Origin of the sequence: Yoonia litorea (assembly GCF_900114675.1) — a bacterium.
GTDB lineage: Bacteria > Pseudomonadota > Alphaproteobacteria > Rhodobacterales > Rhodobacteraceae > Yoonia > Yoonia litorea.
The window spans coordinates 935,408-947,095 of record NZ_FOZM01000001.1; the positions used below are offsets into that span (position 1 = coordinate 935,408).

At 57.2% G+C, this 11,688-nt stretch carries 11 protein-coding genes; 4 read left to right on the forward strand and 7 right to left on the reverse strand.

The window, feature by feature from the left end; translation table 11 throughout:
- Positions 1-89: 89 nt before the first annotated feature.
- Both BM316_RS04940 and BM316_RS04945 read left to right on the forward strand, forming a co-directional pair.
- Positions 90-1,055, forward strand: a complete 966-nt coding sequence (locus BM316_RS04940) for a DUF3179 domain-containing protein (protein WP_090204705.1) — start codon at positions 90-92, stop codon at positions 1,053-1,055.
- Positions 1,056-1,162: 107 nt separating this feature from the next.
- Entirely contained in the window at positions 1,163-2,065 is a 903-nt protein-coding gene (locus tag BM316_RS04945; protein WP_090207563.1) for a DMT family transporter, read from the forward strand.
- Here the strand turns inward: BM316_RS04945 and BM316_RS04950 are convergent.
- The 4 genes from BM316_RS04950 to BM316_RS04965 are packed head-to-tail and all read right to left on the reverse strand — an operon-like array spanning position 2,040 to position 5,809.
- On the reverse strand, positions 2,040-3,449 hold the full coding sequence (locus tag BM316_RS04950; RefSeq protein ID WP_090204708.1) for a protein adenylyltransferase SelO: 1,410 nt from the start codon (positions 3,447-3,449) through the stop codon (positions 2,040-2,042). The genes BM316_RS04945 and BM316_RS04950 overlap by 26 nt on opposite strands.
- Positions 3,449-4,390: a nucleoside hydrolase gene (locus BM316_RS04955; protein WP_090204710.1), complete on the reverse strand. Its 942-nt coding sequence runs from the start codon at positions 4,388-4,390 to the stop codon at positions 3,449-3,451. Before BM316_RS04955 ends, BM316_RS04950 begins: the two co-directional genes overlap by 1 nt.
- Positions 4,391-4,448: 58 nt before the next feature.
- The gene (locus tag BM316_RS04960; protein WP_090204713.1) at positions 4,449-4,658 is read right to left on the reverse strand and encodes a hypothetical protein; all 210 of its coding nucleotides are present in this window, start codon (positions 4,656-4,658) and stop codon (positions 4,449-4,451) included.
- On the reverse strand, positions 4,658-5,809 hold the full coding sequence (locus BM316_RS04965; RefSeq protein WP_090204716.1) for an aromatic ring-hydroxylating oxygenase subunit alpha: 1,152 nt from the start codon (positions 5,807-5,809) through the stop codon (positions 4,658-4,660). The genes BM316_RS04960 and BM316_RS04965 overlap by 1 nt, the downstream gene beginning before the upstream one ends.
- A 303-nt stretch (positions 5,810-6,112) precedes the next feature.
- Between BM316_RS04965 and BM316_RS04970 the strand changes: the two genes are divergently transcribed.
- Positions 6,113-6,346, forward strand: coding sequence for an EF-hand domain-containing protein (locus BM316_RS04970; RefSeq protein ID WP_090204719.1), 234 nt, complete (start codon positions 6,113-6,115; stop codon positions 6,344-6,346).
- Between the two features lie 40 nt (positions 6,347-6,386).
- On the opposite strand, the gene ilvN is transcribed toward BM316_RS04970, so the two are convergent.
- From ilvN to yghU, 3 genes are all read right to left on the reverse strand, one after another.
- Positions 6,387-6,953 (reverse strand): acetolactate synthase small subunit, encoded by a 567-nt coding sequence (ilvN, locus tag BM316_RS04975; RefSeq protein ID WP_090204722.1) that lies wholly within the window; start codon positions 6,951-6,953, stop codon positions 6,387-6,389.
- 47 nt (positions 6,954-7,000) lie between these two features.
- The gene (locus tag BM316_RS04980; protein ID WP_090204724.1) at positions 7,001-8,755 is read right to left on the reverse strand and encodes an acetolactate synthase 3 large subunit; all 1,755 of its coding nucleotides are present in this window, start codon (positions 8,753-8,755) and stop codon (positions 7,001-7,003) included.
- Between the two features lie 277 nt (positions 8,756-9,032).
- On the reverse strand, positions 9,033-9,896 hold the full coding sequence (yghU, locus tag BM316_RS04985) for a glutathione-dependent disulfide-bond oxidoreductase (RefSeq protein WP_090204727.1): 864 nt from the start codon (positions 9,894-9,896) through the stop codon (positions 9,033-9,035).
- A gap of 596 nt (positions 9,897-10,492) precedes the next feature.
- On the opposite strand from yghU, the gene BM316_RS04990 reads away from it, so the two are divergent.
- Positions 10,493-11,518: a LysM peptidoglycan-binding domain-containing protein gene (locus tag BM316_RS04990; RefSeq protein ID WP_242649759.1), complete on the forward strand. Its 1,026-nt coding sequence runs from the start codon at positions 10,493-10,495 to the stop codon at positions 11,516-11,518.
- Positions 11,519-11,688: the final 170 nt, after the last annotated feature.

The window sequence follows — 11,688 nt, forward strand, 5'->3', positions numbered from 1 at the left end:
AATCGCTGGTCCCCTCACAACCGCGTGTGGGGGCTATGCAAACCCGGTTTGCATGCGACACCCTGTCATTGTCCAAGACGGAGTGTCTCATGCGCCTGATTTCTTTCATCACAGCAGTCTTCCTGTCGGCGTCTATGGCGCTTGCAAGCCCCGAATTCTGGAAGTTCGAGTGGCCCGATACTGATTTCGAGAACACCAGTGTCGAACGCTGGGTGGAGATCATTTCAGGCGGGCCACCGAAAGATGGCATTCCGGCGATTGACGACCCAAGCTTCGAGCCTGCCGCGGGCAAGGTTGGTCTTGACCCTCTGGAACCCGTGATCACCTTGGAAATTGAAGGCGAGACACCACGGGCCTATCCGATCCGCTACCTGACATGGCATGAGATCGTGAACGATCAGGTGGGCGATATTCCGGTCGCCGTTACGTTTTGTCCCTTATGCAATTCAGGCATCACGTTTGACCGGCGGATTCCGCAGGGCACCTTGTCTTTTGGTGTCTCTGGCAAGCTGCGCAATTCGGATATGATCATGTATGACCGGCAAACCGAAAGCTGGTGGCAGCAGGCGATTGGGGAAGCCATTGTGGGCGATCTCAACGGGACCGAGCTCGACACATTGCCAAGCTGGATGGAAAGCTGGCAGGTCTTTCTTGCGCGCAACCCGGATGGTCTGGTGATGCAGGAGCCAAATTTCCCGCGCCGTTATGGGGCAAATCCTTATGTCCGCTATGACACATCGAGCCGCCCCTTTCTTTATTCAGGGGAAAATCCGCCGCATCATATTCCACCGCTGGTCCGTGTCGTGCGTGTCGGTGATGCCGCCTGGCCGCTGACCCGACTGGCTGAGGCAGGTGAACTAACAGAAAAAGGGATCACATTTACTTGGACGGCGGGGCAGGCGTCAGCGCTTGATACCCAGCGGATCGGAGATGGCCGCGACGTGGGCAATGTGCGTGTCAGAGATGCCGAAGGAAACGATCTGCCCCATGATGTCATGTTCGCCTTTGCTTTTCATGCTTTCTGGCCTGAAGGCGATTGGATGCTCGGCAACTGAGGCCGCCCGACCCATGGCCAATGCTGGTGCCTCCGGCGGGAGTTTTTTGGCCAAGATGAAGGGCGGAGCGCTTGACAGGGCGGGCCGCCGCGCTTCTTGTCGCGCGGATGGAAAAGAAATCCCAGATCGATCTTTTTGGTGCGGTGGCGTTGTCAGGTTTTGCCCTGTTGCTTGCCTTCAATCAGGTCGTCATCAAAGTCACGAATGACGGATTACAGCCGGTATTTTTCGCGGGTGTCCGGTCGGCCGGTGCGGTGCTGTGCATCTGGCTCTGGCTGCGCTGGCGGGGCATTCCTTTGCAGTTTGCCAAGGGCACACGCGCCGCAGGATTTGCGATGGGGGCAATTTTCGCCTTCGAGTTTTTGTGCCTGTTCGTGGCGCTTGATCTGACAGCGGTGAGCCGCGCGAGCGTGATCTTCTATTCCATGCCGGTCTGGCTGGCGGTCATGGCGCATTTCATCATGCCAGATGATCGGGTGACACCGCTCAAGGCTGCGGGGCTTGCACTGGCATTGGCCGGTGTCGCGGTGGCCATCCTGACACGCAGCGATGAGACGGCAGGAAGTTTTTGGGGTGATCTTGCCGCCGTCGGGGCCGCTGTCGGATGGGCTGCGACGGCGATGCTGGCCAAGGCATCTTCGCTGCGAACGGTACGACCGGAAATCCAGTTGATGTGGCAAGTCGGCGTATCTGCACCGATCCTGCTGCTCGCAGCTTTCTTTTTCGGTCCGTTCATCCGAGATCTCGCACCGATCCATCTTGCAGGTCTGGCGTTCCAGATCGTCGTTGTCGTCAGCGCGGGCTTTATTTTCTGGCTTTGGCTTTTGTCGATCTACCCGGCCTCTGGCGTGGCATCGTTCAGCTTTCTGTCGCCCGTTCTGGCGGTGGGTCTTGGGTGGTTGTTGCTGGGCGAGGAGGTGGGCCCGAGCCTTTTACTTGCGCTGTGTTTGGTGACGGCAGGGATCGTGCTGATCAACCGCCCTGTCAGGTCCCGCAAAACGTCCGGGTGACGCGCTCGTCTTTGGCTGGCGCGCGCACGAATGCCGCGTTCGTTTCCGTCAGCGGGGCGTAGGGCTGGGTCACGGCCGCCAAAAGCGCATGAAACGGGCCGAAGTCGCCTGTACGACCGGCGCTGATGGCCTCTTCGACACGGTGGTTGCGTGGGATGATCTGAGGGTTTGTGCGCTTCATCAGTTCCGCATCTGGTGCGCGGGCCTGCCAGCGTTCTTCCCAATCATCGAAGTTTTTGCGACTGAGGAACTGATCGCGTGCGGACGCTTTGCCCAAGTTGGCGAAGGTTTGCGTGAAATCGGCACCGTCATGTGCCATCAGATCAAGCAGGTCAGTGATCAGCTTTTGATCATCTGGCAGAGGCTCTTGCAGCCCCAGCTTGCCCGCAAAGACCTTCAGCCAGGCCGCCTGATAAAGGTCAGGGAAACGGTGCACTGCCGCCGTAAAATCGGTGATTGCCTGATCGCGGTCCGCCATCAGCGGAATCAGCGCGGTGGCGAATTGCGCCATGTTCCACGCGCCGATATTGGGCTGGTTGGCGTAGGAATACCTGCCGAACTGGTCGATCGCCGAAAAGACCGTATCAGGGTGGTAAACATCCATGAAGGCGCAGGGACCATAATCGATCGTCTCGCCTGCAATCGAGACATTATCCGTGTTCATCACGCCGTGGATGAACCCAAGCCCCATCCAGCGCGCGATCAGATTGGCATAGCGAGCGATGACCATATCAAGCAGGTCGGCAGGGCCCCTGGCCTGCGGGTAGTGGCGGGTGATCACATGGTCGGTCAGCGCCTGCAGTGCCTCCAGATCGCCACGCGCGGCAAGCACCTGAAACGTCCCAACGCGGATGTGGCTTTGTGCGACGCGCGTGATGACGGCGCCCGGCAGGACCTCTTCGCGGTAGACCTCTTCGCCTGTCGTGACAGCGGCAAGCGCACGTGTTGTGGGCACGCCAAGCGCGTTCATCGCTTCGCTCACCAGATATTCGCGCATCACAGGCCCAAGCCACGCGCGTCCGTCGCCACCGCGCGAATAGGGCGTGCGGCCTGAACCCTTTAGCTGGATGTCGCGGCGGATGCCGTCGGTCCCGATAACCTCTCCCAACAGGATTGCGCGGCCATCACCGAGTTGCGGATTCCAGTTGCCGAATTGATGTCCGGCATAAAGTTGTGCAATCGGCATGGCCCCGTCGGGGATCTGGTTGCCTGCAAAGACCTGTGTGGCCTCTGCTGTCGTCATCTCGGCGGGGTCGATGCCGAGCAGTGCAGCGAGGTCTGCATTTGTCGCGATGATGTCTGGCGCGCGTACCGGGGTCGGGCGTTGCGGTGTAAACATGCGCGCGGGCAGTCGCGCGTAGGTGTTATCAAAAGGTATCTGCATCAGAGCCGTGCCAGACGGTCAGCAAGCAAGGCATAAAAGCCTTCGGCGTCGATATCCCCGATAAAGAGCGCATTGGGTTCGCGCCCTGACACGCGCCACCAGTCGGCGACCGTCATGCCAAGGGTCAACTCGCTCGTGGTCTCGATCTCCACATTGATGTGCCGCCCAGAGAACAGGTCGGGGTTGATCAGATAGGCGATCGTGCAGGGGTCATGCAGGGGCGCCCCCTCTGATCCGTATTTCTCCATATCGAAGCGCTCGAAAAAGTCGGTCCATGCCGCGACCATTTCGCCGACCTTGGTGCCCATTCCGCGGAAGGCGTCGATGCGGGCCTTGGTCGTGAGTGCCTTATGGGTCATGTCAAGCGGCATCACGACCAGCGGCACACCAGACTTGAAGACGATCTCGGCGGCCTCTGGGTCCACATAGATGTTGAACTCAGCAGCCGGGGTGATGTTGCCCACCTCGAAATAGGCCCCACCCATCAAGACGATTTCCTGAATGCGCTCTACAATGTCGGGCGCACGCTCAAAGGCTGTGGCAACATTGGTCAGCGGGCCAATCGGGCAAAGGGTCACTGTCCCACTGGGTTCGTTGCGCAGGGTTTCGATGATGAAATCGACAGCATGCTGATCCTGCAGCGGCATTGTCGGATCATCCATCGGCGGGCCGTCGAGACCGGTCTTGCCGTGCACATGCTCTGCTGTCACCAGTTTGCGCTTGAGCGGCGCCTCGCAGCCCGCAAAAACGCGTGTCTGAGGCTTGCCGGCCAGTTCGCAAACGATCCTTGCATTCTTTTCTGTCAGTGGCAGCGGAACGTTTCCTGCCACAGCGGTGATCCCCAAAAGCTCGACATCTTCGGGTGAGGCCAGCGCCAGCAAGATCGCCACGGCGTCGTCCTGGCCGGGGTCAGTGTCGATGATGATCTTGCGCGGTGCCATGGTGAGTCCTCTCCTGCCTTGGTGCTAAGGTGGGCCGTTCGAGGGGCAGGGGCAAGGGTCAGACGCGGCCTTCTTTCGACAAACGCGCATGAAGTGTTGGCACGGCGGGGTGATTGGATTCCAAGCCAAAGATATAGGCCTGCGTGAGGTAGAAGCAGGCCGCATCGAGACTGGCTGCCGCATCTGCAGCCTCGGTATAGAGGTCGACCAGACCGATCCTGTCATCGCGCGCATGCGCGGCAAGCAGTCTGTCGTCCAGCGGGCGCATTACTTTGCCAGATGATCTGCCAGTTTACCGGCAACCCAGTCGTGAAAGCAGTGTGTCGGTCCGTCCATCGCAGGGCTGAAGCGACCGCCATCGAACCCCGGCGCGTGCCGCCCTTGCTGCATGCCTTCGACCACAAACACGTCTTCTTCGAAAACACCTTTCCATTGGGTGGAATTCTTTTGGCGCAAGGCCTCATCGACCTGTTCAGCGGCATAGAAGATATGCACGTGTTCATCGGTATGGGTGTGATCTTTGGGTTCAAGGATGATTACAAAGGCATGGTCCCGCTGCACACCTAAAAGCACATTGGGGTAAACCGTCACATATTCGCCGCCTTCCTCCCACTTGGCGCTTAGTCCGGCGAAATCGGGGAAGGTAATATCATCCATGCCCTTGAGCTGACGATAGACCAACGTGCCTTGGCCGGAGTATTTACCCATCTCGGTGATGTTGTAGTGGTCCTCGAGCCTTGAATAGCTGTTCAGGCCGGGATGGACCCACGGCAGATGGTAGCTTTCGCAGTAATTCTCGACCGCCAGTTTCCAGTTCGTTTTGACCTCTAAGGTGAAGCTGCTGTCGAAGCCCCCGTGATACATCGGCTGATCAAACTCGGCCCAGCGGGCAAGCAGGTCTGCGTGGACCTCCTCAAAGGGTGCGGCGTTGCCGTCGATATTGATAAAGACCGTGTTGAACCAGATGTGGCTGCGGACCTCGATCAGGCCAAGGTCTTCTTTGACAATCGCGTCGTGGGTGTTGTGGCCCGGGCCGCCGACGTGCGGGGTGCTGACCAAACGGCCATCGGTGCCGTAACACCACGAATGATAGGGGCAGCGGATCGCGCCTTCGATTTTGCGCGGTTCTGCGACAAGGATCATGCCGCGGTGCCGGCAGATATTCTGAAACACGCGGACCTGATTAGTGCGATCTCGTACTAACAGAAGCGGAATACCAAGAAAGGTGACAGGTTTTGCGTCACCGATTTCGGGCACGTCTGATGTGACGGCAAGGCCAGACCAACTGGCAAAGAGGACCGCCTGCCGTTCCAGATCGAAAACCTCCGGATCGATGTAGTGCGCGTTAGGCAATCCGTTTGCGGTTTCGACCGGTTGTCTGACGGCATCAAGCGTCTGAGAGGGGATATCCTTGGCCATGTGCGCACCTCCTGTAGATACCACAGCCTAGCACCTGAAACCTTTTTCCCTACGTCTGCACGCGACGCGCAGTTTTCTCACAGCGACAACGGCAAACCTTGCCGAACGGTCCAGAAAGGACGTGCGGGTTTGTGCCGAGAAAACGCCATCGGCCAAGCCTCGCGCACCTGCGTTCTTGAATTCGGCGCGGCTATGCCACATCTCTCAGTCATCGGTCGCGATGCTGGAATGTTCTCATGAAACAGCCTCACTGTTTCTTTGGGTGCAACAATATCCTCAATTCGCCCCGATAGGAGAGAAAAAATGAGCAAGAATAAATTGACGTCTGTCGCGCTGATTTTGGCTGCAACGCCAATGTTCGCACAGAATGCCGACATCGATATCAATGGCGACGGAATGTACAGCTATCCGGAGCTTCAGGCTTTCATGCCGGAAATGACCGAAGATACCTTCGCCGAGCTTGATATATCCGGTGATGGGCTTCTTGATGCTGAAGAGATCGCAGCCGGCGTCGCGGCAGGGGTCCTGCCGTCATAAATGGTTTGCGCCGGTGCCTTCAGGCTCCGGCGCAAAACGCTTAGGCAACGGCGCCACGCGACAGTGCAGCCACGCCGGTTCTGGCAATTTCCTGCAGACCAAGCGGGCGCATCAGATCGGCGAAAGCGTCGATTTTTTCGGGCGTGCCCGTGATCTCGAAAACAAATGATTCCAACGTGCTATCGACCACACTTGCACGAAAGATATCAGCCAGACGGATCGCCTCAATCCGGTCGTTGCCGGTCCCGGACACTTTAAACAATGCCAGTTCGCGTTCGACTGACGGGCCTTCGACGGTCAGATCGTTGACCTTATGCACATCGACGATCCGACCTAGCTGCGCCTTGATCTGGGTGATGATCTGCGGTGTGCCGCGCGTGACAATGGTGATGCGCGAGCGGTGGCCCAGATGATCGACCTCGGCCACGGTCAGGCTGTCGATGTTGTAACCACGACCCGAGAACAGACCGATCACGCGGGCGAGGACGCCCGGTTCGTTTTCGACCAGGACGGCAAGTGTGTGGCTTTCTTCCTTGTCCGAGAAAGTGGGCCGTAGGTCATAGGCGGAATGGCTGGTTGAGCCTTTTTTGATTTTGAGCGGGGACATGCGTGTCTCTTTCTTCTGAATGTGTGTGAAGCCGGAGGGGTGAGGTCTTAGACCATCACCGCCCCGTCCGCCTTGATCGCGTTGGCTGTGTCGGCGTTCTCGCCCAGCAGCATTTCATTGTGCGGCTTGCCTGACGGGATCATCGGGAAGCAGTTTTCGTGCTTTTCCACCAGACAATCGAACAGAACCGGCCCGTCGTGGTTCAGCATCTCCATGATCGCATCGTCCAGATCGGCCGGATCAGAACAGAGGATGCCTTTGGCACCAAAAGCTTCGGCCAGTTTCACGAAATCGGGCAGGCTTTCGGACCAGCTCGACGAATAGCGCTCGCCATGTAGCAATTCTTGCCACTGGCGCACCATGCCGAGGCGTTCATTGTTCAGGATGAACTGCTTGACGGGCAGGTTGTACTGCATCGCCGTGCCCAACTCCTGCATGTTCATCAGCCAAGAGGCTTCACCGGCGACGTTGATGACCAGTGCCTCTGGATTGCCCATCTGAACACCGATGGAGGCCGGGAAGCCGTAGCCCATGGTGCCAAGCCCGCCTGATGTCATCCACCGGTTGGGATCTTCAAAACCAAGATACTGCGCGGCCCACATCTGGTGCTGTCCGACTTCGGTGCAGATATAGCGATCCATGCCCTTTGTCAGCGCCTCAAGCCGTGCCAGCGCGTGCTGTGGTTTGATCACTTTGCCGGTCTGGTTGAAGGCCAGACAATCGACCTTCTTCCAGTCGTTGATCTGGTGCCACCACTTCTGGACGGCCTCTTTGTTGGTCTTGCGGCCACGGGCCTTCCAGACGTTCAACAGGTCTTCCAGAACATGCGCCACATCACCGAGGATCGGGATATCGACCTTGATCACCTTGTTGATGCTTGAGGCATCAATATCAATGTGGGCTTTCTTTGAATGAGGGCTGAACGCATCCAGTCGCCCGGTGATCCGGTCGTCAAACCGCGCGCCGATGTTGATCATCAGATCGCAGTCGTGCATCGCCATGTTGGCCTCATAGAGGCCGTGCATCCCCAGCATACCGATCCAGTTGTCGCCGGAGGCAGGGTAGGCACCCAGACCCATCAGTGTGGAGGTGATCGGAAACCCCGTCGCAGCAACCAGTTCGCGCAACAATTGGCTCGCCGCTGGGCCAGAGTTGATGACGCCGCCGCCGGTGTAGAAGATCGGACGCTTGGCCTTCTCCATCGCAGCGGCCAGTTCGGTGATCATTTCCATGTCACCTTTGACCTGCGGGTTGTAGTGTGTCTCGACCTGACGTGCTTCGGTGTATTTGCCGGTGGCAAATTGCACGTCCTTGGGGATGTCGATCACAACGGGGCCGGGGCGACCGGATGTGGCGATGTGGAATGCCTCGTGCAGGACAGAGGACAGCTTGTCAGTCTCTTTCACCAGCCAGTTGTGCTTCGTGCAGGGGCGGGTGATCCCGACGGTGTCACATTCCTGAAACGCGTCAGAACCGATCATAAAGGTCGGGACCTGACCCGTCAGGACCACAATCGGAATGGAGTCCATCAGCGCATCGGTCAGACCGGTGACCGCATTCGTCGCACCCGGGCCAGAGGTCACCAGCGCAACACCGGGTTTACCGGTGGAGCGGGCATAGCCTTCGGCTGCGTGAACAGCACCCTGTTCATGGCGTACCAGAACGTGCTTGATGCTGTTTTGCTGAAAGATCTCGTCATAGATCGGTAGGACGGCACCACCGGGGTATCCAAAGACCGTGTCCACGCCCTGATCAATCAGTGCTTGAACCACCATTTTTGCGCCCGTCATGGCCTTGCTCATTGTTCTCGCGTCCTATCGCAAACAGTTGTCATTTTTCACAAAAAAACCCCCGATTTTGTCGGGGGCGCATGGGATCGTTATGGTCTTACCGTTACCGGCCCATGCGCGCATTTCTCACCACTAGTACGACGATTTTCATCAAGGGGTCCTTTCGTGTGCGGCGACATTAGTGCGGGCGAAAAGGGGGGTCAACCGCAGAAGTGGAGAAAATGTCGCCAAAAGGTGCAAATTCGTAATTTTCTTTCAACTGGCGAATTTGCTGGTCGTTCACCCGTGCCTAGCTTTCGTCACCGATTTTATCCCAGGTCTTGTTTTCAAAGTCACTGGCCGCGTGGCGTTCACGCAGCTGTTCTGCGGGGTCACCCCACCCACGGTTGACCATGCGGCCGCGTTTGTAAGCAGGGCGGTCCATCACCTGATCAGCCCAGCGGTTGACGTGTTCGTATGAAGCGACGTCCAGAAACTCTGCAGCATTATAGACAAGGCCCTTGACCAAAGCCCCATACCACGGAGCCGTCGCCATATCGGCGATGGTATATGTATCGCCGCCCAGATATTCACAGTCTTCCAACCTTTGATCGAGGACATCCAACTGTCTTTTGGCCTCCATCGCGAAACGGTTGATGGAGTATTCGTACTTCTCGGGCGCATAGGCGTAGAAATGCCCAAAGCCGCCCCCAAGGTAAGGCGCTGACCCTTGCAGCCAGAACAGCCAGTTGAGGGTTTCTGTGCGGCCTTCGATATCCTTTGGCAGGAAGGCTCCGAATTTTTCAGCGAGATAGAGCAGGATTGCGCCACTCTCAAACACCCGCACGCCGGTTGATTTGTCGAAGAGGGCAGGGATCTTTGAATTGGGGTTTACGTCGACAAAGCCGCTGCTGAATTGCTCGCCCTCATTGATGTTGATCAGCCATGCGTCATATTCCGCATCATGTCCTGCCGCGAGCAGTTCTTCGAGCATGACCGTCACTTTGATACCGTTCGGCGTGGCGAGGGAGTGAAGCTGCAAGGGGTGTTGGCCCACCGGCAAGTCCTTGTCATGGGTCGGGCCAGCGATGGGGCGGTTGATGCTCGCGAATTTACCGCCGCTCGACTTGTCCCATGTCCATACCTTTGGCGGTGTGTAGCTTTTGTCCGACATTGTGCGCCTCTCCCCGGTCTTCTTTGGTGACTAGGTGGGGCGGATTGCAGCGCAAGCAACCAGAAGGATGAAACTTTTCAGCAAAAAGGCGCGCCCGAGGGAATGGCGCGCCTTTAAGACTGAGTGGACGGGCTGGGCTGACCCGGATTTTGCTGCTCTTTCGTTTCTGATCGCATCGCCCTGAGGATGTGATGCGACCTTGCCTTGAAGTTGCCTTCGCCTTGGGAGTGAACAGGCGTCATGCAGCTGTTTTATTAATGTTCTGTAAACACTATGGCGGAGACTTGTGGCAGGAATTAGGCGCTGAAAGCATCATTTTATGTTCAATAATGCCCTCTGACAAAGATTGGGTCGGCAGCCCGAACAATCGCGTATTTTCGCCGATCTGATGTGAAAAAATCGTGTGACAGCATTTACCTCTCTTTGGTCAACATTTCGCCGCTTTGTTTCCGATAGTCGCTGGAGAGGAAACCAAGGATAAGAGGAAACATTTTATGACTTTTCGTTCGAAAGATCGCACGTGTGTTCTGGGTAATGAGTCGATTTTTAAGAGTGCGACAAGTCTTGCTGCCGTTGTGGTAGCGTCCGCCGGCTTTTTGGCCGTTTCTGTAGATGAGGCGCAGGCGCAAGAGGCCTGTAGTGTCTATTCGGTCGTCTCCGGCGATACACTGAGCCAGATCGCGTCGCGCGCCGAAGTGCGTGGCGGGTTCCAGCGCCTGTTTGATGCCAACCGTGATGTGCTTTCCAGCCCGAACCGGATTGAGATCGGCCAGCAGCTCAAGATTCCATGCGCCGATGGCTCACTGCCAAGCTCTGGCGCATCTGCTGCCGTCGTTGAGGCACCAGCGGAGCCAGCCCCTGTGACATCTGCACCATCCCGCCCGCTGCGTATTGCGACGGCGACAGGCTACGCTCCCTTCACCGATGAGGATTTGCCTGGTGGCGGCATGATTACCCGCATGGTTGATCGGTCAATGGAGTTGGGCAATCCCGATCAGGAGTATGACCTGATCTTCATCAACGATTGGGGCTCGCACCTTGAGACATTGCTGCCAGTTGGCGCGATCGACATGGCGTTCCCGTGGTTCAAGCCCGACTGTGACCGTGTCGAGAACCTCGGACCGTCAAGCGCCTACCGCTGCACGGACTTCAACCACTCGGATGCGTTCTATGAAATCTTCGTTGATTTCTACACTCTCAATGGCAGTGAGTACGCAAACGCCCAATCAGCGTCCGATCTCTTTGGTGCACGGATTTGCCGCCCTGAAGCGTGGTTTGTCTTTGACCTTGAGGCGTTGGAGCTTGTCGAGCCGAACATAACTTACGTGACAACAGTGTCTCAGCAAGGCTGCATTGAGCTGCTCAAGAATGGCGAAGTTGATGTGATGACATATGACGCACTTCCTGCGGAAGAAGACATCCGCGAAGCGGGCATGGTTGATCAGGTCGCCACGATTGAACCTCTGCGCGGGACAGTGACGTCGCATATCTTTGTGTCGAAGAACAACGCCTTCGCAAACGAGGCCCTGCCAATCATCAACGCAGGCCTTGAACAACTGCGTCTGTCTGGTGAGTGGTTCAACATCGTTCGTGAAAGCATTCAGGAAACGGTCGAGAACTAAAACGCCCAACACCAAGTGCGAAACATGCGCCCGGCATCATTGCGATAGCCGGGCGTTTTTTATGGGATGCCCGACCGTTTTCCGCGCTTTTGTGGCAGACGGCTAACCCCCATGATTCGGACGCAAATTTTCAATAATTTGCCGGTTTTGAAATGTTAGCGTCTAAACTC

Excerpts from the sequence above, each read along its gene's own strand:
- BM316_RS04970 (WP_090204719.1), top strand. The coding sequence starts at position 6,113 with ATGAGCAAGAATAAATTGACGTCTGTCGCGCTGATTTTGGCTGCAACG.
- yghU (WP_090204727.1), bottom strand. The coding sequence starts at position 9,896 with ATGTCGGACAAAAGCTACACACCGCCAAAGGTATGGACATGGGACAAG.
- BM316_RS04965 (WP_090204716.1), bottom strand. The coding sequence starts at position 5,809 with ATGGCCAAGGATATCCCCTCTCAGACGCTTGATGCCGTCAGACAACCG.
- BM316_RS04950 (WP_090204708.1), bottom strand. The coding sequence starts at position 3,449 with ATGCAGATACCTTTTGATAACACCTACGCGCGACTGCCCGCGCGCATG.
- BM316_RS04960 (WP_090204713.1), bottom strand. The coding sequence starts at position 4,658 with ATGCGCCCGCTGGACGACAGACTGCTTGCCGCGCATGCGCGCGATGAC.
- BM316_RS04945 (WP_090207563.1), top strand. The coding sequence starts at position 1,163 with ATGGAAAAGAAATCCCAGATCGATCTTTTTGGTGCGGTGGCGTTGTCA.
- BM316_RS04940 (WP_090204705.1), top strand. The coding sequence starts at position 90 with ATGCGCCTGATTTCTTTCATCACAGCAGTCTTCCTGTCGGCGTCTATG.
- BM316_RS04955 (WP_090204710.1), bottom strand. The coding sequence starts at position 4,390 with ATGGCACCGCGCAAGATCATCATCGACACTGACCCCGGCCAGGACGAC.
- ilvN (WP_090204722.1), bottom strand. The coding sequence starts at position 6,953 with ATGTCCCCGCTCAAAATCAAAAAAGGCTCAACCAGCCATTCCGCCTAT.
- BM316_RS04980 (WP_090204724.1), bottom strand. The coding sequence starts at position 8,755 with ATGAGCAAGGCCATGACGGGCGCAAAAATGGTGGTTCAAGCACTGATT.